26 protein-coding genes, 3 tRNA genes and 1 pseudogene are annotated in these 21,034 nt (G+C 64.2%); 12 read left to right on the top strand and 18 right to left on the bottom strand.

The genetic code is table 11. The features are described 5' to 3' along the window. Positions 1-332 precede the first annotated feature (332 nt). A pseudogene (locus tag CVM73_RS07945) lies at positions 333-794 on the bottom strand (NuoB/complex I 20 kDa subunit family protein); the annotation flags it as partial. Between the two features lie 246 nt (positions 795-1,040). Here CVM73_RS07945 and CVM73_RS07940 point away from each other — a divergent pair. Beyond that, positions 1,041-1,535, top strand: coding sequence for a YciE/YciF ferroxidase family protein (locus CVM73_RS07940; protein ID WP_100231435.1), 495 nt, complete (start codon positions 1,041-1,043; stop codon positions 1,533-1,535). Positions 1,536-1,905: 370 nt separating this feature from the next. Here CVM73_RS07940 and CVM73_RS07935 read toward each other — a convergent pair whose 3' ends face one another. The 5 genes from CVM73_RS07935 to CVM73_RS07915 all read right to left on the bottom strand — a co-directional run bounded on the left by CVM73_RS07935 (position 1,906) and on the right by CVM73_RS07915 (position 3,900). Beyond that, on the bottom strand, positions 1,906-2,289 hold the full coding sequence (locus tag CVM73_RS07935; protein ID WP_146006573.1) for a hypothetical protein: 384 nt from the start codon (positions 2,287-2,289) through the stop codon (positions 1,906-1,908). 32 nt (positions 2,290-2,321) lie between these two features. Next, a complete protein-coding gene (locus CVM73_RS07930) occupies positions 2,322-2,879 on the bottom strand; it encodes a DUF3990 domain-containing protein (RefSeq protein ID WP_158237552.1) in 558 nt (185 codons plus the stop codon). Positions 2,880-3,045: 166 nt separating this feature from the next. Further along, positions 3,046-3,119 (bottom strand) — tRNA-Gly (locus CVM73_RS07925). Positions 3,120-3,472: 353 nt separating this feature from the next. After that, positions 3,473-3,676 carry a hypothetical protein gene (locus CVM73_RS07920; RefSeq protein WP_100231432.1) on the bottom strand — a complete coding sequence of 68 codons (204 nt, stop codon included), beginning with the start codon at positions 3,674-3,676 and terminating at the stop codon, positions 3,473-3,475. A gap of 26 nt (positions 3,677-3,702) precedes the next feature. After that, on the bottom strand, positions 3,703-3,900 hold the full coding sequence (locus tag CVM73_RS07915) for a hypothetical protein (RefSeq protein WP_100231460.1): 198 nt from the start codon (positions 3,898-3,900) through the stop codon (positions 3,703-3,705). 198 nt (positions 3,901-4,098) lie between these two features. On the opposite strand from CVM73_RS07915, the gene CVM73_RS07910 reads away from it, so the two are divergent. Further along, entirely contained in the window at positions 4,099-4,479 is a 381-nt protein-coding gene (locus CVM73_RS07910) for a YciI family protein (RefSeq protein ID WP_027576889.1), read from the top strand. 9 nt (positions 4,480-4,488) lie between these two features. Here the strand turns inward: CVM73_RS07910 and CVM73_RS07905 are convergent, their stop codons facing one another. Then, positions 4,489-5,079: a TMEM175 family protein gene (locus CVM73_RS07905; protein ID WP_100231459.1), complete on the bottom strand. Its 591-nt coding sequence runs from the start codon at positions 5,077-5,079 to the stop codon at positions 4,489-4,491. Between the two features lie 124 nt (positions 5,080-5,203). Between CVM73_RS07905 and CVM73_RS07900 the strand changes: the two genes are divergently transcribed. Both CVM73_RS07900 and CVM73_RS07895 read left to right on the top strand, forming a co-directional pair. Further along, entirely contained in the window at positions 5,204-7,261 is a 2,058-nt protein-coding gene (locus CVM73_RS07900; RefSeq protein ID WP_100231431.1) for an ATP-dependent helicase, read from the top strand. A 56-nt stretch (positions 7,262-7,317) separates the two neighbouring features. After that, positions 7,318-8,310, top strand: a complete 993-nt coding sequence (locus CVM73_RS07895) for an NADPH:quinone oxidoreductase family protein (RefSeq protein WP_100231430.1) — start codon at positions 7,318-7,320, stop codon at positions 8,308-8,310. A 21-nt stretch (positions 8,311-8,331) separates the two neighbouring features. On the opposite strand, the gene CVM73_RS07890 is transcribed toward CVM73_RS07895, so the two are convergent. Beyond that, a complete protein-coding gene (locus CVM73_RS07890) occupies positions 8,332-9,144 on the bottom strand; it encodes an outer membrane protein (RefSeq protein WP_158237551.1) in 813 nt (270 codons plus the stop codon). Positions 9,145-9,412: 268 nt separating this feature from the next. On the opposite strand from CVM73_RS07890, the gene CVM73_RS07885 reads away from it, so the two are divergent. Both CVM73_RS07885 and CVM73_RS07880 read left to right on the top strand, forming a co-directional pair. Beyond that, positions 9,413-10,324: an AraC family transcriptional regulator gene (locus tag CVM73_RS07885; RefSeq protein ID WP_158237550.1), complete on the top strand. Its 912-nt coding sequence runs from the start codon at positions 9,413-9,415 to the stop codon at positions 10,322-10,324. Between the two features lie 91 nt (positions 10,325-10,415). Continuing rightward, positions 10,416-11,447, top strand: a complete 1,032-nt coding sequence (locus CVM73_RS07880) for an LLM class flavin-dependent oxidoreductase (RefSeq protein WP_100231428.1) — start codon at positions 10,416-10,418, stop codon at positions 11,445-11,447. Positions 11,448-11,464: 17 nt separating this feature from the next. On the opposite strand, the gene rlmB is transcribed toward CVM73_RS07880, so the two are convergent. After that, positions 11,465-12,292, bottom strand: coding sequence for a 23S rRNA (guanosine(2251)-2'-O)-methyltransferase RlmB (gene rlmB, locus CVM73_RS07875; RefSeq protein ID WP_167406695.1), 828 nt, complete (start codon positions 12,290-12,292; stop codon positions 11,465-11,467). 207 nt (positions 12,293-12,499) lie between these two features. Here rlmB and CVM73_RS07870 point away from each other — a divergent pair. After that, positions 12,500-12,585: transfer RNA gene (locus CVM73_RS07870), tRNA-Tyr, on the top strand. A gap of 185 nt (positions 12,586-12,770) precedes the next feature. On the opposite strand, the gene CVM73_RS07865 is transcribed toward CVM73_RS07870, so the two are convergent. Both CVM73_RS07865 and CVM73_RS07860 read right to left on the bottom strand, forming a co-directional pair. Further along, a complete protein-coding gene (locus CVM73_RS07865) occupies positions 12,771-13,250 on the bottom strand; it encodes a hypothetical protein (RefSeq protein WP_100231426.1) in 480 nt (159 codons plus the stop codon). Between the two features lie 43 nt (positions 13,251-13,293). Continuing rightward, positions 13,294-13,776 carry a hypothetical protein gene (locus tag CVM73_RS07860; protein ID WP_100231425.1) on the bottom strand — a complete coding sequence of 161 codons (483 nt, stop codon included), beginning with the start codon at positions 13,774-13,776 and terminating at the stop codon, positions 13,294-13,296. 284 nt (positions 13,777-14,060) lie between these two features. Between CVM73_RS07860 and CVM73_RS07855 the strand changes: the two genes are divergently transcribed. Next, on the top strand, positions 14,061-14,522 hold the full coding sequence (locus tag CVM73_RS07855; protein ID WP_100231424.1) for a hypothetical protein: 462 nt from the start codon (positions 14,061-14,063) through the stop codon (positions 14,520-14,522). A gap of 168 nt (positions 14,523-14,690) precedes the next feature. Then, a tRNA-Thr gene (locus tag CVM73_RS07850) sits at positions 14,691-14,765 on the top strand. A 412-nt stretch (positions 14,766-15,177) separates the two neighbouring features. Here the strand turns inward: CVM73_RS07850 and CVM73_RS07845 are convergent. Together CVM73_RS07845 and CVM73_RS07840 are read right to left on the bottom strand one after the other, a co-directional pair. Then, positions 15,178-15,864, bottom strand: coding sequence for a class I SAM-dependent methyltransferase (locus tag CVM73_RS07845; protein ID WP_100231423.1), 687 nt, complete (start codon positions 15,862-15,864; stop codon positions 15,178-15,180). 79 nt (positions 15,865-15,943) lie between these two features. Then, entirely contained in the window at positions 15,944-16,663 is a 720-nt protein-coding gene (locus CVM73_RS07840; RefSeq protein WP_100231422.1) for a class I SAM-dependent methyltransferase, read from the bottom strand. 422 nt (positions 16,664-17,085) lie between these two features. Here CVM73_RS07840 and CVM73_RS07835 point away from each other — a divergent pair, with 422 nt between their 5' ends. Beyond that, complete coding sequence (locus CVM73_RS07835; protein ID WP_208639175.1) at positions 17,086-17,268, top strand: hypothetical protein; 183 nt, start codon at positions 17,086-17,088, stop codon at positions 17,266-17,268. Between the two features lie 2 nt (positions 17,269-17,270). Here CVM73_RS07835 and CVM73_RS39090 read toward each other — a convergent pair whose 3' ends face one another. Further along, positions 17,271-17,537 (bottom strand): hypothetical protein, encoded by a 267-nt coding sequence (locus CVM73_RS39090; protein WP_146006572.1) that lies wholly within the window; start codon positions 17,535-17,537, stop codon positions 17,271-17,273. On the opposite strand from CVM73_RS39090, the gene CVM73_RS07830 reads away from it, so the two are divergent. Then, positions 17,536-17,910 (top strand): hypothetical protein, encoded by a 375-nt coding sequence (locus tag CVM73_RS07830; protein WP_100231420.1) that lies wholly within the window; start codon positions 17,536-17,538, stop codon positions 17,908-17,910. The genes CVM73_RS39090 and CVM73_RS07830 overlap by 2 nt on opposite strands. Positions 17,911-18,213: 303 nt before the next feature. Continuing rightward, a complete protein-coding gene (locus CVM73_RS07825; RefSeq protein ID WP_100231419.1) occupies positions 18,214-18,468 on the top strand; it encodes a hypothetical protein in 255 nt (84 codons plus the stop codon). Positions 18,469-18,495: 27 nt separating this feature from the next. Here CVM73_RS07825 and CVM73_RS41615 read toward each other — a convergent pair whose 3' ends face one another. The 4 genes from CVM73_RS41615 to CVM73_RS07805 form a co-directional block, all read right to left on the bottom strand. Further along, complete coding sequence (locus CVM73_RS41615; RefSeq protein ID WP_100231418.1) at positions 18,496-18,738, bottom strand: DUF6719 family protein; 243 nt, start codon at positions 18,736-18,738, stop codon at positions 18,496-18,498. A 250-nt stretch (positions 18,739-18,988) separates the two neighbouring features. Further along, positions 18,989-19,696 carry an outer membrane protein gene (locus CVM73_RS07815; protein ID WP_100231417.1) on the bottom strand — a complete coding sequence of 236 codons (708 nt, stop codon included), beginning with the start codon at positions 19,694-19,696 and terminating at the stop codon, positions 18,989-18,991. A 262-nt stretch (positions 19,697-19,958) separates the two neighbouring features. Beyond that, positions 19,959-20,354 carry a hypothetical protein gene (locus CVM73_RS07810; RefSeq protein ID WP_100231457.1) on the bottom strand — a complete coding sequence of 132 codons (396 nt, stop codon included), beginning with the start codon at positions 20,352-20,354 and terminating at the stop codon, positions 19,959-19,961. 232 nt (positions 20,355-20,586) lie between these two features. Continuing rightward, entirely contained in the window at positions 20,587-20,943 is a 357-nt protein-coding gene (locus CVM73_RS07805) for a His-rich protein BRANT (protein ID WP_100231416.1), read from the bottom strand. Positions 20,944-21,034: the final 91 nt, after the last annotated feature.

The raw sequence follows: 21,034 nt of genomic DNA, 5'->3' as shown, positions 1-21,034 counted from the left end.
TGCATGCCGATCTGACTGCGTTCCGGCACCCGCAGTCGCAGCGCACCTCGCCTCTCGGCCTGCGGTCCTTCCTGCTTGGGTAACCCCTCGAACAACTGCTCGTCAGCCATCATCAGCCCCTGCTTCGCGCCATGCGATCGAATCACAGCTTCGCCTCTGTGGCAAATGCTGCCAAAAGATTCTCACGCTCTCAGGATGAGGACGGAATGCGCGGGAGCAGTTTCAACGGACGCTGACGCTGATTAGCCTCATCCTGAGGAGGCGCGTAAGCGCCGTCTCGAAGGACGAGGCGTAGGCACAGGCCGCCGCACCGGGGCTGACACCTCATCGTGTCACCTCTCGATCGTTCCGGTTCGCCGAATCTTCTTCTGCAGGAGCACGAGCCCGTAGAGCAGGGCTTCAGCCGTCGGAGGACAGCCGGGCACATAGATGTCGACGGGCACGATGCGATCGCAGCCGCGCACGACCGAGTACGAATAGTGATAGTAGCCGCCGCCGTTTGCGCACGATCCCATCGAGATGACGTAGCGCGGCTCCGGCATCTGGTCATAGACCTTGCGCAAGGCTGGTGCCATTTTGTTGCAGAGCGTACCCGAGACGATCATGACGTCAGACTGCCTTGGCGATGCGCGAGGAGCCGCGCCAAACCGCTCGATGTCGTATCGTGGCATCGATACCTGCATCTGCTCGATCGCACAGCACGCAAGGCCGAAAGTCATCCACATCAGAGATCCCGATCGCGCCCATGTGATGAGGTCGTCGAGTGGGGCTACGAAGTAGCCACGGTCACCGAGATGGTCCTGGACATTGTCGAAGGGAGCGTTTTCGAGATGACCCATGGCGGTATCGCCTCGCAAGCCCTGCCTGATGCTGCAAGGCACGGCTCCGTCTCGCTGTTCCTAATTTCTTCTCTGTTTCCTTCGGCCTGAAGCTCAAATGTCTTTTGCAGCCCGATTGGCAAGGAACAGTCTCGCGGATAGGCGGTTGACCGTCAAATCCGGAACTCGGGTCATCCCAAACCCAAGCCATGGACGGACATCATGAGGATCGAAAACTTCAAAGACCTGTACATCGCCGAGCTGCAGGAACTCGTCAGCATGGAGGATCAGCTGAGTGACGCACTCAAACGAATGGCCGAGATGGCGGTGCATCCTTCCCTGAAACTTGCCCTGGCCGAGCATCAGCAAGAGACGGAGCAACAAGCCCAACGGCTTCAGCAAATCCTGCGCAGGCATGGCGCAGATGCGCGCGTACACACCGATCAGGCTGTGGAATCGTTGATCGAAGAGACTGCGAAGATGATGAAGATGGTGACGCAGGATGACTTGCGCGACGCCGCGATGATCGCCTCCGCCCAGAAGCTGGAACATTACGAGATTGCCGCTTATGGCAGCGCAGCCGCTCTTGCCGGGCAGCTCGAGCTTAGGGAGGACCAGAACATCCTGCACGAGAGTCTGGAGGAGGAGAAGGCCACCGACGCCATGCTGACGACGCTCGCGAAGGGCGAAGTCAATCTCGACGCTCTTGCGGCCTGACTGGAACGTCGCTGGTTGAGTCCTTGGCGGAGGGCCACCAAGGTCCTCAAAACAAGGACCCCGCCGGTTACCGGGGTAACCTGGCGGGGCTTGTGAACGAATCTTTGATCTGGTTTATCCGCAGCTTTCGCTTTGGCCTTGCCATATCATTGATCGCTCACTGAATGACCAACCGACGAGCTCCATGGACGTTCCGGAGGATGGCCATTTTTAATGTTTCCGATCGTCGGTGCCAGGAGCGCAGTTCCCTCTCTGCCCTCCCGCTCCTCGTCCGTTTTCACCTCATCGACGTGCGACTGAAGGATCCGACGCAGCTTGGCGCGGCGGGGGCCGTGATCGTATGATGCCGAACGGCCGCGCATACGAGGCGTCAGTTGAAATCCGAAACGTCCTTGGGACGCCGCAGCACTTCCTTCTCGGTCGGACGCTCGGACGCGGGTCGCCCCCGATTCATGATGTCGTCATACGCCAGTTCTTGCTGTGCGGTCAGCGGTCCGTCGACGCCAGCGAGGTTCGCTGCGACCTGAATCGGCGAGTTGTGATAGATCATCAAGGCGTCGTCGTGCGACAGGGCGTCCAACCGCTCGGTGAGCGATTCGATCTCCGTGTCCGCATCCCGCTCGGACTTGCCAAGGACCTCGACGAGCGTTCGCCTGACGAGCCCCCAGAACTCATTCTTCGCGGACTGATCGAGATCGCCCACACTTTTCGCTATCGCCGCAACCGATGCATTTTCATCGTCTGAAGTCATCATGGGCACCTCGATAAAGGTGGTATCCAGCCAATTTAGAACAACGTAGACCTCTTGGCACCATCAATTGCCCTTCTGTGTACGATCGGACTGGGGAGTGCCGCCGCCGCTTGTGTCGAGTGAAAGCTGATCTGATCGCAATCGTTGATGATCAGCTGCTGCGGCCAAAGGGTGACCGGCCCGTACACGACATCGTAAGGGTGCGAGGAACTGCGCTGATGCGGAGGAAATCCGATCCGGCAGTCCGTCACCAAATCCCAGAAATCCTGGGTCGGCCTGACGAAAGCGAGAGCGTCCAGGCCCGCAAGCCAGTCGCGATTGAGCTGAAAGCGCAAGACGACCGCAAACACAGCTCTGGAAGGCAGACTGATCACCCGCGTATTCGCCCATTGTCTCGCCTGATGCGGATTGGTGGTGACGTAGAAGCCGCGGCCGAAATCTGTTCTTGGTCGGCACAGCGCCAGCCTCACAGCGAAGCTGCTCAAGGTCGCACCGCTTGCAACCAACGGGACGCCGAGCGGATCCGATACGCCGACCGAAGCGCTATCCGTCCCGTGATAGACGAACAGGTCCTTATTGTTCCATTGCGGCACGGCCACCTTCCCAACGGGCGATCAACAGATACGTTCCGTCGCACGAGCGTGCGGCGTCACGTCTGCACCACGACCTGATGGCCAGAGAGGCGCGATGCCCCCAAGCCCCAGCCCAATGGGGAACATTATCGGAAAACCTGAAGTTGTCGACGGTCAGGTTGGAATCTGGAGCGGGTGAAGGGAATCGAACCCTCGTATTCAGCTTGGAAGGCTGCTGCTCTACCATTGAGCTACACCCGCGTTACGGGCTCCCTAACACGGCCGGACGGCGGTCTCAACTGCCCAGGAGGTCGCTTTCTGGCGTCTTCCACCCCTCGCGAACCGCCTCTGGTCCCTCCGGACTCACCGGCACTTAACAGCGGCAGCAATGCTACCTATATTGAAGACTTCCGAAACCAACGAAAGGAGGTGATCCAGTGTCTTATCTCAAGCGCTGTCACCTCGCTGGGATCGCCCGCTGAGCTTTGACCAAAGCTTGGCATCGGGGCGCTCTCAGCCCTGGACCAGCGAGCAAGAAATCGGGCGCGACGGGGCCTCCCCGCCGCGCCTTTTCTTTTGCGTCTTTTGCGATTTCTTGGAGACGGGAAGCCGGGTCAGCCGGTGCGCAGCCGCTCGCGCAGCGCGACGGCGGCGATCAGCATGCCGACGCACCAGGCGACGACCGCGCGGTGCGGCTCTCCGCCGAGCAGCACCGTGAAGAGGCTCGCCAGAAGGCACGGCGCGATGGCCTTGCCGGTCCGGCTCATCAGCGCGAGCAGGAACGGCATCGCCGCGATCGCTATTTGCAGGAGGTTCATTTGAACGGCCGGCTCGTCGCAAGGCTTCAGAAGCCGAAGATGTTGAGCATGCGCGGCCGTTTGCCGCGCCGGCTCTCCGCGATCCGCTCGCCGCCGTTCTCGGCCGAGCTGCCGTAATAGCGGTGATGGCCCGCCTCGTCGTGCAAATCGGCCGGCTGCGACTGTCCCGCCCGCCGCGCGTCGCAGATGATCTTGCAAACGGTCTTGATGGTGTGACCCGACATTGCCGCCTCCAGCAAAAAGCTTGTTGTTGTGGTCCATCAGTCGCGACCAATTCCGGCGGCGTTCACATGGCAAGGCCGCAATCGGGTTTCAGGACGGTTTCGCCGCTTGCCGGCCACGCAATATTTTGCTTCGGGATTGTCGGCACGGGCTGCCGTGCCACGTCCTTGGGACTTGCGCAGAAAAGAAACGAGGTGACGATGCTGTACGCCATCCTGGCCTATCACGTGGAAGACGAGGTCTTGTCCTGGACGCCGGAGCAGGACGCCGCGGTCGTGGCCAAAGTCATCGAGGTTCAAGCACCTCTTCGGGCAAGCGGACAGTTTGGACCGGCGGCCCGTCTGGATGAGACGCGAAAGGCCCGCACCTTGCGTGGCCCCGGCGCGGGAATGGTGCTGGACGGGCCGTTTGCCGAGACCAAGGAGCAGCTCCTGGGCTTCCACCTGATGCAATGCGCCACCGAGGACGAGGCGATCGCGGCGGCGCGGAAGCTGCGTGCGGTCAATCCGACGGCGGTCTACGAAATCCGCCCGGTCAAGCTTTACGTGCCGGCCGATGGGTTCGGCGCGACACAAGAGTGAGCAGCCGCCTTACGCGCCCGGCTCGGTCCGCCCGATATAGAAGCGCTGGATCACGAGCCCGCCAAAGGCGATGAACCACACGAACGGGGCGACCTGCGGCGCGAACGCCGCAACGATCGTCCCCGGGATGAACACCAGCAGCGGAAACAGCGAAGCCATGATCTCGTGGCGCCAACCGCCCAGGATCGTCCACCACAGCCAGGCGTTGAGGCCGGCGATCGCGGTCAAATGCAGACCGTAGAGCACGGCGACGGCGTTGCTCATGCCGTAATTGGTGTAGAGGCCGTTGGTGACCGGCAGCAGCACGATCGAGAGCAGGAAAAACAGATTCAGGATCACCATCCCGCGGCTGCCGATGGGCTGGCGCGCCAGCCGGCGGTGATGGCTGATCCAGAACACGCCGGCGATGATGAAGCTGAGCGCGAAGCCGGCGAGCTTGCCGGAATAGACCCGGGCGAGATCGCTCCAGCCCGGGGCGCTGGTGAACACCGCGGCCTTGGGCAGGTCGTAGGCCAAAAGCGTCATGGCGACACCAAAGATGGTGTTGCTGAGCGATTCCAGCCGCCGCATCTCGAACTGGTCGGGCTTGAGCTCGGTCATCTCGGTCATGGGGGTGCTGGAACCAAAGGGCCGTCTTCCCCCTAAATCCTAATTCCAGTTCCGTCCAGCCGCATTGCGATTCGCGCTGGGATCGCCGAATCTCATCCTTTCACCGGGGCGATTCGTGGCGACATATCTGGACACGCTCAATGCGGAGCAGCGCCGCGCCGTCGAGCATGGCGTGGCCGAGGGCTCGACCGTGGGCGCCCCCCTGCTCGTCATCGCCGGCGCGGGCTCCGGCAAGACCAACACGCTGGCCCACCGCGTCGCGCATCTGATCGTCGCAGGCGCCGATCCGCGCCGCATCCTCCTGATGACGTTCTCCCGCCGCGCGGCGGCGGAGATGGCCGGCCGCGTCGAGCGCATCGCCCGCAAGGTGCTGGGCGAGAACAACACCGCAATCATGCGCGATGCCCTCACCTGGGCCGGCACCTTCCACGGCATCGGCGCGCGGCTCCTGCGCGAATATGCCGAGCGGATCGGCGTCGATCCCGCCTTCACCATCCATGACCGCGAGGACTCCGCCGACCTGATGAACCTGGTGCGGCACGAGCGCGGATTGTCGAAGACGGAATCCCGCTTTCCGGCCAAGGGCACCTGCCTCTCGATCTATTCCCGCTGCGTCAATGCCGAGATGGAGATCGAGAAGGTGCTTGGCCAGCACTATCCGTGGTGCAGCGGCTGGGCCGCCGAGCTGAAGGGTCTGTTCGCCGCCTACGTCGAGGCCAAGCAGGCCCAGCACGTGCTCGATTACGACGACCTCCTGCTCTATTGGTCGCAGATGATGAGCGATGCGCTGATCGCGGAAGAGATCGGCGGCCGCTTCGATCACGTGCTGGTCGACGAATACCAGGACACCAACCGTCTGCAATCCTCGATCCTGCTGGCGCTCAAGCCCGACGGACGCGGCCTCACCGTGGTCGGCGACGACGCGCAGTCGATCTATTCGTTCCGCGCCGCCACAGTACGCAACATCCTGGAGTTTCCGCAGAGCTTCTCGCCGCGCGCGGAGATGATCACGCTCGACCGCAATTACCGCTCGACGCAAGCGGTGCTGGCAGCGGCGAACGGCGTCATTGGCCTGGCACGCGAGCGCTTCACCAAGAACCTGTGGACCGACCGCACTTCCGGACGGAAGCCGCAGCTCGTCACCGTGCACGATGAGGCCGACCAGGCGCGCTACATCGTCGAAGCGGTGCTGGCGAACCGCGAGCAAGGCGCGCTGCTCAAGCACCAGGCGGTGCTATTCCGCACCTCCTCGCATTCGGGTCCGCTGGAAATTGAACTCACTCGCCGCAACATCCCCTTCGTGAAGTTCGGCGGGCTGAAATTCCTCGATGCCGCGCATGTCAAGGACGTGCTGGCGCTGTTGCGCTTCGCCGAAAATCCACGCGACCGCGTCGCCGGCTTCCGTATCCTGCATCTGTTGCCGGGCATTGGGCCCGCGACCGCGCAGCGCGTGCTCGACCAGATGGCGGAGAGCACCGACCCGCTTGCCGCGCTCGGCCGGCTCCCGGTGCCGGCGCGCACGGGCGCGGACTGGACCGACTTCGTCCGCACGACCCAGAATTTGCGCTATTCGGAATGGCCGGTTGATCTCGAACGCGTGCGGCTCTGGTACGAGCCGCATCTCGATCGGATCCACGAGGATTCCGAGACGCGCCGCGCCGACCTGATGCAGCTCGAGCAGATCGCGAGCGGCTATGCCTCGCGCGAGAAATTCCTGACCGAGCTCACGCTCGATCCGCCGGATGCGACCAGCGACAAATCAGGTCCACCCCTGCGCGACGAGGACTATCTGATCCTCTCCACCATCCATTCGGCCAAGGGCCAGGAGTGGAAATCGGTGTTCGTGCTCAACGTTGTCGACGGCTGCATGCCCTCCGATCTCGGCGCCGGCACCAGCGCCGAGATCGAGGAGGAGCGCCGCCTGCTCTATGTCGCGATGACCCGCGCCAAGGACGATCTCCACCTCGTCGTGCCGCAGCGCTTCTTCGTCCACGGCCAGGCCGCCAAGGGCGACCGCCACGTCTATGCCTCGCGCACCCGCTTCATCCCGGAATCCCTGGTCTACCTGTTCGAGCGCACCGCCTGGCCGAAGGCCGCGGCGGGCGCTGCGCGCACCGCGGCGCAGGGGCCGAAGATCGACATCGGGGCAAAGATGCGCGGGATGTGGCGGTAGACACAAGAGGCTAGTCTCGCGACCTGTCAGGATAACTGAAACAACAGAGGTCCGACATGAAAGCCGTCGTCGTCGAGCAATACGCACCCATCGATCAGGTCGAGCTGAAGGACATCCCGCGCCCGGCCATGGAGCCGGGGCAATTGCGCATCCGGGTGGACGCTGCAGGCATCGGATTTGTCGACGGTCTGAAGATCGAGGGACGCTATCAGACCAAGGATCCGCTGCCCTTCATTCCCGGGACTGAGTTCGCGGGGGTGGTGACGGACGCGCCCGGCGCACCCGGCGGCTATCAGCCCGGCATGCGGGTGATGGGCATGACGCGGTCGGGCGCGCTGGCCGAAGAGATCGTCGTCGACCCCACGGCGCTCCATCCCCTGCCGGACGGCGTTGCGGCCGAGGTCGCCGCCTCGTTTCGCGCCAATTACCTGACGGCGCTCTATGCGCTGAGCGCGCGCGCGTCGCTGTGCGCAGGCGAGCAGCTGCTCGTGCTGGGCGCTGCCGGCGGCACCGGAATTGCAGCCGTGCAGATCGGCAAGCTGCTCGGCGCGCGGGTGATCGCAGCCGCATCGACACCGGAGAAGCGTGAGTTCGCGCAGGCGCACGGCGCCGACGCGGTGATCGATTATACGCAAGCCGGCTGGCGCGACACGCTGAAGGAGTTGACGGGCGGTCACGGCGCCGACGTCATCTTCGATCCCGTTGGAGGCGAGATCTCGGTGCAGGCATTTCGATCCATCGCCTGGCGCGGACGCCATCTCGTGGTCGGCTTTGCCGCAGGCTCCATTCCCGCGCTGCCGTTCAATCTGCCGCTTCTGAAAGGCGGCACTCTGCTCGGCGTCGACCTCGCGCAGATTCCCGTGCGCGAGCCCGACGTGCAGAAGCGCCTGATGTCGGAGCTGACGGGCTGGCTCGCCGACGGCAAGCTGAAGCCTGTCGTCGGTCGCGTCTTCGCGCTGGACGATTTCCGGGAAGCGTTCAAGACGATGCAAACGCGCGGGGCGCTCGGCAAGATGGTCGTGCGCGTCTCGTCCCAGCCCCCTCAGTGATCGGGCGCCGCGCGGCCGGACTCAGAAATTATAGTTCAGCCCGGCCCGGACCAGATCGATCGTGGCGCTCGAACGCGCATTGAGAAAGCTCGGAGCGAACGGCGCGCCGGCATAGAGACTGCCGACGACCGGGTAGCTGCCGCTGCCGAGATCGACGTGCAGATACTCGACCTTCAGGCTGAGGTTCTGCGTGAAGCGCTTTTCGCCACCGATGCCGGCCGTCCAGCCGGTCGCGATGCGGGACGAGCTGCCGGCGAAGCACGCGCCCAGCCCATAAAACGGACCGCAGGCGAAGGCATAGCCGAAATTGCCGATGGAGTTCGATGCACCCGGCGGCAGCGACACGCTGGCCGATTCACTGACGCGCCCATAGGCGAAGCCGCCGGTGGCGAAGACGAGGAGATCCGGCGCGGCCAAGAATCCGACACGGCCGCGAACGGTGCCGAACCAGTCGATATTCCGGCTGACGTCGAACGTCGCGGGCTGTGTCCCGAGCAAGATTGTCGGCACCGACGAGCTGGATTTCAGGCTTGCCGCCGCGATATCGGCCTCCACGCCGACCACGCCGCGACCGGCAAACTGCCAATCGTAGCCGACCTGCCCGCCACCGAGCACACCGCCGGCGTTGAGCGAGGCCGAGACCGCCGGAACGACCGGCTGACCGAACGACACACTCTGCGTGAGCGGATCGCCGGGAAGCACTGTGACGCCGCCCCTAGCCCAGCCATAGCCTCCGTTGAGGCCGAGGTGAAATCCCGTCCAGCTGATCTCACCGGCCTCTGCAGATACGCATCCGCCGAGAGCCAACAGTGCCGCCGCAAGAGCCTTCTTCATACGCGTCCTTGTTGATGTCGCATCACACCGCGAGCTGGCGCGCACGGCCGTTTCGGGATTCGGAGCCGATCCTAGAAGATGACGCGCCGAGGTCTCGGCGCTCCGCGCAACTGACACGGCAATTTCCGCAATGATGCGGAAATGTTTCGCCTGTTGCGAGCACATCACACGGACGATCGCGCCGCATGTCGGCAGCGCGGCCTCAGCTCGAACCGGGTTTGCGAGACGCGCGACAAAGCCTTCGGATTTTGCCGGGGGCTCGACCAGTTTGACGATCAAGCGCGCGACGCGTTTTCTGTTCGACACCGACGTTCTGCCGCCCGAGGACAGGCTCGCCGTCTGGATCGAGGATCTCGGCGCCCACGGCATGCGGCTCGAGATCGCGCGCGTCGACCTCAGCGCCGATGAGCCGCGCGCAGAGGGCAATGACGGCTTCGCGTTCTGCTGGGTCGGGCAATCCGGCTATCGCATCCTCGGCGCGGATGGGGCGATGCCGCGGGACGCGGCGCACGGCATGCTGCTGTTCTACGGTCCTGAGAAGCCATCCGTTACCGAAAGCGGAGCCTCGCTCACCAACGTCCGGCTGGACGGCGCGCTGGTCCGCAGTAGAATCCCCGAGATCGACGCGCTGCTGCCGCGCCAGTCGTCCGTAGACAGCGCTGCGCTTCGTCTGCTGCAGGCCTATGTCGATGCCCTCGCAGCAAGCGGGATTCCCTCCGAGCGCAAGCTCGCCTGCACCGTCCATCACCATATCGTTGATCTGATTGCGGCCTCCCTGCAGCCGAACGGCAGCGATCTTGCGCATGCCGCAGGTGGTGCAGTTGCGCTGACGCGGCTTGACGCGGCGAAGACAGATATTCGTGCCCATCTCGCCGATCCGGCCCTGTCGGCGCGACAGGTCGCCCAGCGACTGGGCCTGTCCGAACGATCGATCTATCTGCTGTTCGAACGCAGTGGTCTCGGCTTTTCGTCCTTCGTCACGGAGGAACGGCTCGCGCGCGCCACCGCGATGCTGCTCGATCCGGCGCGGCAGCAGCAACGGATCGGCGACATTGCGCTGGCCGCAGGCTTCGGCGACCTCTCGACGTTCAACCGAAGCTTTCGCCGCCGCTATGGGCAAACACCCTCCAGCATGCGCCGTAGCAAGGTCGATCATCCAGATCCCCACCGAACGGATTGAACAATCGGAAACCGAGCATTTCCGGAATCCGACTTGTCGCGCGGCCGCAGTGCACTAAATCTGGCCGATCTTCCCCGCAGAGACCTGATCGATGACCGCACCGCTTCAATTCGGACTGGACACATTTGGCGACGTCACCAAGGACGCCTCAGGCGCCATGCTTCCGCATGCGCAGGTGATCCGCAACGTCGTCGAGGAGGCGGTGCTGGCCGACGAACTCGGCCTCGATTTCATCGGCCTCGGCGAGCACCATCGCGCCGATTTCGCGATCTCCTCGCCGGAAACCGTGCTCGCCGCAATCGCATCGCGCACCGGGCGCATCCACCTCGGCTCGGCCGTGACGGTGCTGAGCTCGGACGATCCTATTCGCGTCTTCCAGCGCTTTGCCACGCTGGACGCGGTCTCGAACGGGCGCGCCGAGGTGATCCTCGGCCGCGGCTCGTTCACCGAATCCTTCCCGCTGTTCGGCTTCGACCTGCGCAAATATGAAGAGCTGTTCGAGGAGAAGCTCGACCTGTTCGCCGCACTGCTGTCGCAGCAGCCGGTGACCTGGCAGGGCAAGCTGCGCCCGCCGCTGAAGGACCAGCTGGTCTATCCGCCGGTCGAGAACGGCCGGCTCAAGACCTGGATCGGCGTCGGCGGCAGCCCGCAATCGGTCGTGCGCGCCGCGCATTACGACCTGCCCTTGATGCTCGCGATCATCGGCGGCGATCCCGCGCGCTTTGCGCCTTACGTCGATCTCTATCACCGCGCGTTCAAGGAATTCGGCCGCCCGGCGCAGCCGATCGGCGTGCATTCGCCGGGCTATGTCGCCGAGACGGATGCCCAGGCGCGCGAGGAGCTATGGCCCGACTACAAGGCGATGCGCGACCGCATCGGCAAGGAACGCGGCTGGCCGCCGATGGGGCGCGACGAGTTCGTCAGCGAGGCCGAGCATGGCTCGCTCTATGTCGGCTCGCCGGAAACGGTGGCGCGCAAGATCGCGAAGACGGCGAAAGCGCTCGGGATCTCGCGGTTTCAGTTGAAGTACTCGGCGGGGCCGCTGCCGCATGAGAAGCTGATGCGGAGCATCGAGCTTTATGGGCGGAAGGTGATGCCGATGGTGCGGGAGATGACGGGGTAGCGGTTCGAGGCAGTCGCCTACTTCATGAGCCCAAGCCGGGTCGCGCCGACATAGAGCGAGAGTACGGCGGCGTTGGAGACGTTGAGGCTCTTGATCTCGCCGGGCATGTCCAGCCGCGCCACGACGCTGCAGGTCTCGCGCGTCAATTGCCTGAGGCCTTTGCCTTCAGCCCCCAACACCAGCGCAAGCGGCTCGCGCAGTGCAACGTCCGAAAGGTTCTCGGTGCCCTCGCTGTCGAGGCCGACGGTCTGGAAGCCGCGCTGGTTGAGCGCGGTCAGCGCGCGGGCGAGATTCTGCACGGTGACAACAGGCACGAGTTCGAGCGCACCGGAGGCGGCTTTTGCGAGCACGCCGGTGGCTTCCGGACTGTGACGCGCGGTGGTAACGATTGCCTTCACCGCAAAGGCCGCAGCCGAACGCAGGATGGCGCCCACATTGTGCGGGTCAGTGATCTGGTCGAGCACCAGCACCATGCCTTCCTGCTTCAGGGTTTCGATGTCGGGCGAAGGCAGAGGATCGGCTTCGGCGAGCAGGCCCTGATGCACGGCGTCAGGCGACAGCAAGCGGTCGATCTCCTGCGGCCGCACGATCTCAGGCGCGACGCGGGTCGCGATGTTTTCCTCCGCCAGCCGCCTTGCGGCATTCTCGGTCAGCGTCAGCTTGCGGATCCGCCGCGCAGGATTGGCGAGAGCCATGGTGACGGTGTGCCAGCCATAGAGGATGACGGGTCCGTCGCCATGCGAATCGCGGTCGCGCCAGGCCGGGCGGCCGGTCGATTTTCCGGGCTTGTTGAAGGGCTTAGCCCCGCCGCGGGAGCCCTTGGGGGCGAATTTTCGTTCCTTCATGGGCTCGCTTGTGTCACGGGCGCCGGAATATGGCAATTTGGGTGCCTCCAGGGGCGATTTTAGCTGTTCGCCTCGGTTGACTTTGCCCCACCGCTTCGCCCATAAACGCGCCCGGTCGCGCCCCGATCCGGGCTGTCGCGGCCTTCACGTTCCATGGCCGTCTTCGGTCCGCCGGTAAGGTCCGGCCCGATTGTGCTGCCGTCGAGCGGGGGAGTGTCCCGAGTGGCAAAGGGAGCTGACTGTAAATCAGCCGCCTCATGGCTTCGAAGGTTCGAGTCCTTCCTCCCCCACCAGCCTTCGCTCGCTTCGCGAGCTTCAGCTTGGCCACCTCAGAACATCATCGCACGGACTTGGCTTAGCCGACAGCCGCAGGCTGTCGATAAGCGATCGCCGATGCAGGACAGTTCGCATCCGTAAAGCAAAACGCCCGTCCGCATCATGCGAACGGGCGCTTCGCAAATCTCAACCGATCAGGCGATCAGTAGTAGCGGCGCAGCACGCGGTGACCGCCGTAATACGGCGCGTGGCGATGGGCATAGCCGTAGCGCGGAGCATGGCCGTAGTGCACGCGCGGCAGATAGCCGTAGCGCGGGCCGTAGCCGTAGCGATATGGACGGTAGTACGGGCGGTGATAGGGAGCGGCACGATAGCCATAGCCATAGCCGTAATTGGCGGGCGCGACGACCGCGTCCTCACGATAGGTCGGATACGGCGCGAAGGCGCCCGGACCGGTATAGGTCGGGCCCTGGTTCACGTAATAATACTGCGTGGTCGGCTCGGCGAGACGCTCAAAGCCGCCATAGCCGTACCCATAACCATAGCCGCCGCAGCCGGTGTTGCAGCCGGAATAGACCGGCGCAACCGGCGCGCACGTGGTGAAGCCGCAGGCCGCGGCGGGCGCGGTGGCGGCGAACATCACGGCGGCAGCCGCGACCAGTCCCGAAATCATTTGACGCATTACTCTCTCCTGTTGATTTCCGTTTTTTGGAATTTCACGTTTCTCAACCCGGCGGCTTGCCGGGTAGCTCTGTGTGCGGCCGCGGCCGAGGGGGCCGAGGACGGTCGTTGATCTCGGGCGCATAGATCACCGGCGGCGGATCGACGGGCACGTCCATCTGCGGCGGCAGCGGCGCGGACGAGGCGCCCCAGCTCTGGTGGTAGCTCTCGGCGGGCTTCGGCAATTTGCGGTTCGCGGGTGGCTCGACCTCGAGCCGGCCGTAGCCCGGCCGCAGGCCCAGCGTCGGATAATAGTGGCCGACGTCGTCGGGCTGCCGCTCGGCGATATAGCGTCCACCATAGATTGTGGGCTGTACCTGCTGGTTCTTGCCGAGACCCCAGACGCCCTCGACGACGGCATAGGACGCGTCGATGTTGTTGATGATGATCGGCACGCCGGGACGGCCGGGAACGACGATATCGAAGCCGCCGGCAAACGCCGTCGCAGGCAGTCCGATCAGAAAGGCGGCGAGCGCCACAGCGCGCATGAGGAGACCCCGGTTATCCGGCTACAACCTAACCGATCGCGGCACAGAGAGGGTTAAGGCCTGCTCACCAAATTCCGGTAAGCCTAACGTGCAAGGATTGCGCGCCACTCAAATGCTGCACAGCGGACTAGCGAAGCGTTAACGGCGCGGGACTCCGCCGCCGGAGCGGCGCCGCTGTGCTCACATCCGTTTGACTGTTCGCTTGCGAAAAATCCCAGGGTTGCATCGGAACGTCCGGCGCCGCCAGCGTTTAGCTCCCGTCAACAAAATGGGAGCGAACAACCATGACCATCAAGCTTCTCGGGGCCACGGCGATTGCAGCGACCATGCTGGCAGGCTCTGCCATGGCGCAGGCGGTCGTCACCAATCCGGGCCGGTGCTCGGCGCAATTCCCCAACGCCAACTGCCAGAACCTCGGCCCCGGAAACCCGTACACCGATAGCGGATACCGCCATCGCCGCGGCTCCTATCGTCAGACCCGGGCCGACTGGAATAACGATTGGAACAGGAGCCGCACCGGCTTCTGGCCGACCGACGTCGCGGCCGGCGTCGCCGGCGCTGCGATCGGCACCGCCGGCGCGATTGCCACCGCCCCATTCCGCGCCTGGGACAATTCCTATGCCTACGACCGCGGCTGGGACAACCGCGGATGGGACACCCGCACCTTCGCCCAGCGCAACGGCTTCGTCTGTACGCCCGGCACTTACTTCAAGGGCGAAGACGGCCGCCGGCACATCTGCCAGTAAGGCGGGCTCAAGCGAACGCAACCTGTCAGGCGGCCCCCAGGGGGGCCGCCTGAAACATGTCCGCACGGGCGGTCCGCGGGTTCTGGCACTTTCCAACCAAGTCTGGTATTGCGGCGCACGGGCGGATAGCCCCGGTAGATGCCGGGCCCGGCCCCGCTTTCCAGCGTCGCCGGCTTAGCTCAGCGGTAGAGCAGCGGTTTTGTAAACCGAAGGTCGGGGGTTCAATCCCCTCAGCCGGCACCATTGGTTTAGCCGACACCGCGTCGTGGCCGGCCACCGCAAGAACCAAATCATCGGCGTGGCGTTATCCTCGCACTATAGAGCGGTCTCGCGGAGATCCAGCGATGGACCCGAATGATCGAGCAGCCTTAGCCCTATCCGCTGTCGCCTTGGCCATCGCCATTGTGGTTGCATCGACGGTCACGTTAGAGCGCGTCAATACCCGTACCGCCAGCAACGACGCACCTCCCGGAACAGTAGGACTCGCCAGGCCTCACCCACCGCTGGACCGTGCTCCCGGTGAACCGATACAGACAACAGGAACGCCGTCCAACGCAAGGCAGCGTCCCTGACCGAACGCCGACCGCGACCAGCCTGGTCGGTCCCGGAAGCGAAAGTGAAACAGCGCTGCAACTTCAACTTCATCTCGCATCGATCATCGGACATGCTCCAGCCGCCAGAGCCCGAGGCTCTTGTCGCGCCAGCCGCCGCCACCCTCCTCGCAGTGCTCGTTGATCAGCTCGTGCGGCGAGGGCCAGTTGAACGGCGCCTTTGTCATGTTCAGTGCCCGCCAGTCACCGTCCTCGCAATCCTGATTTTCCTCCCATTCGGGAAAGGTGGTGACCAGCAGGAAGCGCGCGCCGCTCATCCGAAATTGCGCGAGGGCGCGATCGATATTCGCAAGGCTCAGATGCACCAGACAGTCGCGGCAGAGAATGATGTCCGCGCGCGGCAGTGCATCGCGCGTGATGTCGGCGACGAGAAACCGGCCCGGCGAACCGCCGCCCGCGACACGCCGGCGATTGGCTTCGATCAGCGACGGCACGATGTCGATGCCGGTGTAATCGATATCGAGCTCGAGCCGGCCAATCCATCCGGCCTCGCCGCAGGGCGCATCCAGCAACGAGCGCGCGCCGAGCCGCCGCAGCAATGGAGGCAGTGCCTCCCGGATCGCGGCGGTCGCGGGGGCCTCCGAGCCGAGGCCCGACACCGAAGTGGCCGCGCCCCAAAGGTTGGTGCGCTCGATCCGCTCGAACCGCGCGGCGAGATCGAGGCCCGCGAAATTGTCGCGGTCGGCGACGAAGCGTTCGTGGGCGAGCACCGGTGGACGATCGGGGATCATCGGAGGATTCCAAATCCAGATTCCATCGCCAGCGCAGTCTACACATGAACGTCGCGTCAGAAATCACCGGCCTCGCCATTCAAGCCGGCTTCTGCCACTCCATCATGTGAAAGTAGGGCACGCGGCGATGAAATGCGTTTCTGCTGGGATCGCCGCCCGCGGGCTCCGGCTCGACGAATAGGCGCAGCTGGAGCCCTTGGTCGAGCAGCAGCGTCATGTAGGTGCTGAGCGGACGATGCCAGTTCTGGATCCGGATGCCGCTCCAACTCACCCAGATCGGGCGCTCGTCCATGTAGTGATCGATCGCGAAGCGCATGTCGCCCTCGCCGTCGCGTGTCCAGCCGTCGGGTTGGCCGGCGGTGTTGAAGCTGGTCAGATTGGCGATCAGCAGCGTGCCGCCCGGGCGCAGCGCCGCCACCATCCTGGTGATTGCCACGTCGAGATCGGGCATATCGATCAGGCTGAGATAGCTGACGACCAGGTCGAAGCTCGCATCGATATCCATCGTCTCGGCGCGGCCGAGCCGATAGTCGCCATCCGGGTCCAGCTCACGGGCGCGCGCGAGCAACGCCTCGGTCGGATCGATGCCGGTGGCGCGGATGCCGGCGCGCTGCATGATGCGGCAGAAGCGCCCTTCCCCACAGCCGACATCGAGCGCATTGCGAAAACCGCGTCCTTCGATCCGCGCACGCATCGGCGCATCCAGCACGAAGCGCCGACCGTAGTCGCCGTCTTCGCCCTGCTCGATAATCCAGGCGGCCGCGGACGCGGCCCAGCCGTCGCTGATGTCCTCGTTCATAGGATAGACCTTCGGGAATGGATATTGGCCGCACGCATCGCGGGCGCGGCTACTGACCACAGATTGGATCAGAGTTCAACATCAGGTAGCATGCGCACACGATGCGCTCCACCACGCTCAAAGAAAAAGCCAGGATCGCCGCCGGTGCGGTGACGGCGATCGTGATGACAGCCGTGCTGTTCGCAATCGCAATGGGATTTCTGCTGGCGCTGTAGACGGCATCGGCACCGCGGGCATGCGCCGCGCAATCGCACCCGGCGCTCACGGTCCGGAGTTTTCGGACGTCATCATTCAGGCAGTCGCGCTTGATCCGTCAGCTTCGGGCGGGTCTCGGAGGCGGCTGATCCGATCAGGCCGGATCGGAACCAAAGACGTGCGTCACTCGTTCTTGCCCCATGCGGATCAGAGAAGAAAACCGAAATATGATTCTGCTGGCGACGGTGATGCTGTGCTGTGGCGCCGTGGCCGGCGCATTGACCCTGTTAGAACCTGTGCTCGGGCCGGCGCCGGAGAAGCCGGCCGCCAAGCGGGTCGACATCACCGCTCAGACGGTTCGGGTGGTCGGCGCGCCGTTCGAGCCCAACGTCAATCCGCGCGCGCGGTAACCTCACCGCGGCGAGGCCTCCTTGCCCCCCTCGGGACGGGCGTGGGCACGCGCCAATTCTTCCACGAACGCAATCACCTCCGCCCGCTTGTGGGGCGGCAGCGACAGGAACGCACGGATGAGCCTTAGGCCCTCCGCTTCGTCCGGACGTTCTTTTGTTGGATCCATTTTCCCAGTGTCGGACGACCGGGAAAAATATGCAATCCCTTGTAAACCTCCTTGATTCGACGCAGCCGCTTTGCTGGAATAAGCGTGGCTGAGGTGGATCATGAAATGGATCAGGGAGCGCGACGCACTGATCGCGCAGACACTGGCCTTCGTCCAATCGGTGACCGGCAGGAAGGATGACGTCCTGCAGCCGGAGGCGCCCGCGGCTGGCTCGACCGTGGCGGTGGAGATCGTCGCCTTGGAGGCGGTCGCCGTCCAGGTCGAACCGCCGCCAGTTCCCCTTCCGCCCCGGCCCGCACCTCTCCCCCCGCCGCGGACGAGCGGCGATTTCCGCACCGAGATGCAGGCCCGCATCGCCAATTTCCGCAAGCATCAGGAGCGCTTCGAGCGCGAGCGTGAGGAATATTGCGCGGCGACCCTGACCAAATTGCGTGCCGCCATCCGCGACGCTTCCGGCCCACCGGCCGAAAAATAAGGCCGCCCGGTCAGGGGCCTACAACCAAGACCAGACCAGCCAAAGATTGGCCGCGCAGGCGCCGAACAGCGCCAGCGTGAGGGGCAGGAGCATATGCCCGCAGGATGTCTTCAGGTCGCTCGTCATGGCGGAAAACATCCGCTGATTCCGGCGGACGAGTCCCAGGGATTCTTTTTTCCGGGATTCAGGACTCGTTAAGGACTCAAGGGCCCGGCGGCAACGGATCACGGCGCCGTGATCGAAGCGCACACCGGAACCCCTTACCGGGCGAGCTCGTTAATTGGGTTTCTTGGAGCGGGAAGAATGCCCTACGCCCTGTTCTGCAATGACGCCCAGATCAGCAAGGCCTATCCGAGCGAGTCCGACGTCTGGAAGCTCGCGCAACGGAGTGGTCTGGTCGTGGACGTGATGACGGACGACGAGCGGCCGGGACCGCGCCGGGTGCTCGACAACGACTACGAGATCGCGCCTTGCCAGGCAGCTCAGGGCGAGGACCCCGCCAAGAACAAGGCTGAGGCCGACCAGCAGTCGAGGATGGAGCTTGAGCTGAATTCCTGAACTCCGGCACGAAACCCGGAGCGGAGCTCAGGGCATGGCAGCCGCAAGCGAGGCCTGCTCGCCTGGCATCGCCACGCAGGCCTTGCGGCGATGCAGCCCACGGATGGCGCCGGTAACCTTCAGCACCTTGCCGGACGGACAGGAAGCGTCCTTGACGAAGGCGACCTCATAAGGTGCCAACATCAGCGGCTCGGATTTGAGGATTGTCTGTGCAGAGCACGGCAGGCCAAAAAAGCATGAGAGTACCACTGCTGACACCAAGATACGCATGTCCGTCGTCCCACCAGCCCGGTAATTCTCATATAACGCGTTCCGGAGCGCGAGTTCCGTAAATCGCAAAAATTATTTTTGCTTTACCCCGCCCCCATGACGCGCGTGAGAAGGCGCGCCAGCATCGTTTGCAAGCAAATGACGCGCCAGATGGTTCACGCAAAGCAAACGCGGCGTCGGCAGGCGGAGGACCGGCAAACGACAGGCCGGCGGAGCCGGCCTTTGTCGGATCTTGGATCGCCGCCGGCCGTCAGTAGCGAGAGCCGGCCGGACCGCCCCAGCCGAAGCGATAGTTCACACCGACCTTGACGGTATGCTCGTCCTCCCGGCCACGAACGCCTACGATGTCGGCCGGACCGGAGGTGAAGGTGGTGCTGCCGAAATTGTAGTACTGGTATTCCGCCTTGGCCGACCAGCTCGGCGCGAACATGTATTCGAGGCCGGCGCCGACGGTATAGCCGTCCTTGCTGTTGCCGGTGGTCGTGAAGGTCTGCGGCACGCCAGCGATGTTGACGCCGAGATTGTTGTTACGCCAGGCATAACCGCCCTTGGCGTAAAGCAGCGTCGGTCCCCAGGTGTAGCCGACGCGGCCGGTCACCGACCCGAGCTGGTCGGTGTTGGAGGTGACCTGCGTGCCCAGCGGGAAGGTGACACCGTTGTTGTTGGTCGGCAGCCAGGAATACTGAGCCTCGACACCCACCACCCAGTTGGGCGCGAACTGGTAGTCGAAGCCGCCCTGCACGCCGCCCATGAAGCGGGCGTCGCTCGACTGGAAGCTGTTGTCGCCGGCGAAGGCGCCACCGACATGGCCGCCGATGTAGAAACCGGTCCAGTTATAGATGATCTGAGGCGGCGTAGGGGCCGGAGCCTTGGTGTAGGTGCGCGGCTGCATGTCCGCGGCGGCGGCCGGCGCGGCCAGCGCAAGCAGAGCGGCTGCACCCAGCAAGATCGACTTCATGATCGTCCCCGTTCTTTCATTTACGACACTCGGGAAACAACGTGGCGTGAATTGGGTTGCCTCGCGGCAATGCCGGAACGTTGATCGTTCGTTACTGTGACGGGTTGGCAACAACGCAAATTTGTTCCGCCACGTGGCCTGCGCAAGGCCGCCGCTACGATTTGTCGCTATGCGAAACCACCCCGTTCAAAGCTCGCCGAAATGTGATCCAGCGGCTCCGGCTGCTTCTGTCTAACACCAGGCGATGAAGGCGGGCTTTGCGCTACCGCGTCATCTTTTCCAGTTCCGGAAAGGGTGTGTAAACCGCACCGGCGCAGAGATCGCTGGTCCGGTCGACGACGCGATCCGCTCGGCCGTTGACGAAGATCACGGCACGCTCGCGCATGATCTTATAGCTGCCATCGGTCTCGCGCGGGGTGAAGTGCAGGCAGCTCACATAGAACTGTCGGCCGCCGACCTCACGCTGCACCGGCTCGGCCATGCTGGCATCGCGCACGCCGACCGGATTGTTGAGATAGGTCCGCATCAGGGCCAGCGTGTCGCTCCGGAAATTGTCGGGAAACGGCTGCGGCCCGCCGGCCTGTGTCCCACCCAGCAGGGTTGGACGGTCACCGTCGCTGCCGAAACATGCCGCAAGCGCCAGCGGCAACGCCAGGATCACCGCACATCTCGCCAATCGCCCCACAGGCCCCGCTCTCCGCTGGATCAGATTCGGAGACGTTCTAGCCCCAAGCCTGCGCGAAGGGAATTCGCTTGCAGCGGCGCAAACAGCGCACCGGCCCGCCGCCGACACCTCGGGCTTGCGCACGAGGCGTGGCGAACGGACCAGGCCTGACGTCCGCGCGCGGCGGCGGGGCAATGCCAGGGATGCCGCCGCGCGGGATCAGTCGTCAGTTGCGCTTGTCCGACGTCGCCGGCTTGGTCACGTCCGGCTGCGCCTTCTGCGACTCCTTCACCGAGACCTGCTTGTGGTGATGGCGATGCTTGCGCACCTTCTTGTGCTCGTCAGACGTGACGGCCGCGTTGGCATTCATCGCCTTCGACTTGCTGTCCACCTTGGCATCCGCCTTGACATCGGTAGCCTTGACGCCGGCGTCCGGTTTCGCGGCGGTGGTCGCCGCCTTGGTCTGGCTCTGGTCCGACTTGATCACCGGAGCAGTCGTGGTGGTCTTGCCGGCCTCGGCCGCGACGGCCGGGGCTGCGATCACGGAGGCTGCGAGCAAAGCTGCGGAAATGGTCTTCAACATGGTGGTCTCCTCTTGGAAGGATCTTGAGGCGGGCGCCCTCTCGCCAACCCTTCGATCGTAGGTGGGAGCCTAGGCGCCGCGCACTGAACCC

Origin of the sequence: Bradyrhizobium forestalis (genome assembly GCF_002795245.1) — a bacterium.
Lineage (GTDB): Bacteria > Pseudomonadota > Alphaproteobacteria > Rhizobiales > Xanthobacteraceae > Bradyrhizobium > Bradyrhizobium forestalis.
Note: the sequence above shows the minus strand (reverse complement) of the source record. Positions and strands in the feature narration are given on the sequence as shown.

Bases quoted from the DNA above. Each gene is read 5' to 3' on its own strand.
- CVM73_RS07940 (WP_100231435.1), top strand. From the start codon at position 1,041: ATGAGGATCGAAAACTTCAAAGACCTGTACATCGCCGAGCTGCAGGAA.
- CVM73_RS07935 (WP_146006573.1), bottom strand. From the start codon at position 2,289: ATGATGACTTCAGACGATGAAAATGCATCGGTTGCGGCGATAGCGAAA.
- CVM73_RS07920 (WP_100231432.1), bottom strand. From the start codon at position 3,676: ATGAACCTCCTGCAAATAGCGATCGCGGCGATGCCGTTCCTGCTCGCG.
- CVM73_RS07915 (WP_100231460.1), bottom strand. From the start codon at position 3,900: ATGTCGGGTCACACCATCAAGACCGTTTGCAAGATCATCTGCGACGCG.
- CVM73_RS07910 (WP_027576889.1), top strand. From the start codon at position 4,099: ATGCTGTACGCCATCCTGGCCTATCACGTGGAAGACGAGGTCTTGTCC.
- CVM73_RS07905 (WP_100231459.1), bottom strand. From the start codon at position 5,079: ATGACCGAGCTCAAGCCCGACCAGTTCGAGATGCGGCGGCTGGAATCG.
- CVM73_RS07895 (WP_100231430.1), top strand. From the start codon at position 7,318: ATGAAAGCCGTCGTCGTCGAGCAATACGCACCCATCGATCAGGTCGAG.
- CVM73_RS07890 (WP_158237551.1), bottom strand. From the start codon at position 9,144: ATGAAGAAGGCTCTTGCGGCGGCACTGTTGGCTCTCGGCGGATGCGTA.
- CVM73_RS07880 (WP_100231428.1), top strand. From the start codon at position 10,416: ATGACCGCACCGCTTCAATTCGGACTGGACACATTTGGCGACGTCACC.
- rlmB (WP_167406695.1), bottom strand. From the start codon at position 12,292: ATGAAGGAACGAAAATTCGCCCCCAAGGGCTCCCGCGGCGGGGCTAAG.
- CVM73_RS07865 (WP_100231426.1), bottom strand. From the start codon at position 13,250: ATGCGTCAAATGATTTCGGGACTGGTCGCGGCTGCCGCCGTGATGTTC.
- CVM73_RS07860 (WP_100231425.1), bottom strand. From the start codon at position 13,776: ATGCGCGCTGTGGCGCTCGCCGCCTTTCTGATCGGACTGCCTGCGACG.
- CVM73_RS07855 (WP_100231424.1), top strand. From the start codon at position 14,061: ATGACCATCAAGCTTCTCGGGGCCACGGCGATTGCAGCGACCATGCTG.
- CVM73_RS07845 (WP_100231423.1), bottom strand. From the start codon at position 15,864: ATGATCCCCGATCGTCCACCGGTGCTCGCCCACGAACGCTTCGTCGCC.
- CVM73_RS07840 (WP_100231422.1), bottom strand. From the start codon at position 16,663: ATGAACGAGGACATCAGCGACGGCTGGGCCGCGTCCGCGGCCGCCTGG.
- CVM73_RS07835 (WP_208639175.1), top strand. From the start codon at position 17,086: ATGATTCTGCTGGCGACGGTGATGCTGTGCTGTGGCGCCGTGGCCGGC.
- CVM73_RS07830 (WP_100231420.1), top strand. From the start codon at position 17,536: ATGAAATGGATCAGGGAGCGCGACGCACTGATCGCGCAGACACTGGCC.
- CVM73_RS39090 (WP_146006572.1), bottom strand. From the start codon at position 17,537: ATGATCCACCTCAGCCACGCTTATTCCAGCAAAGCGGCTGCGTCGAAT.
- CVM73_RS07825 (WP_100231419.1), top strand. From the start codon at position 18,214: ATGCCCTACGCCCTGTTCTGCAATGACGCCCAGATCAGCAAGGCCTAT.
- CVM73_RS41615 (WP_100231418.1), bottom strand. From the start codon at position 18,738: ATGCGTATCTTGGTGTCAGCAGTGGTACTCTCATGCTTTTTTGGCCTG.
- CVM73_RS07815 (WP_100231417.1), bottom strand. From the start codon at position 19,696: ATGAAGTCGATCTTGCTGGGTGCAGCCGCTCTGCTTGCGCTGGCCGCG.
- CVM73_RS07805 (WP_100231416.1), bottom strand. From the start codon at position 20,943: ATGTTGAAGACCATTTCCGCAGCTTTGCTCGCAGCCTCCGTGATCGCA.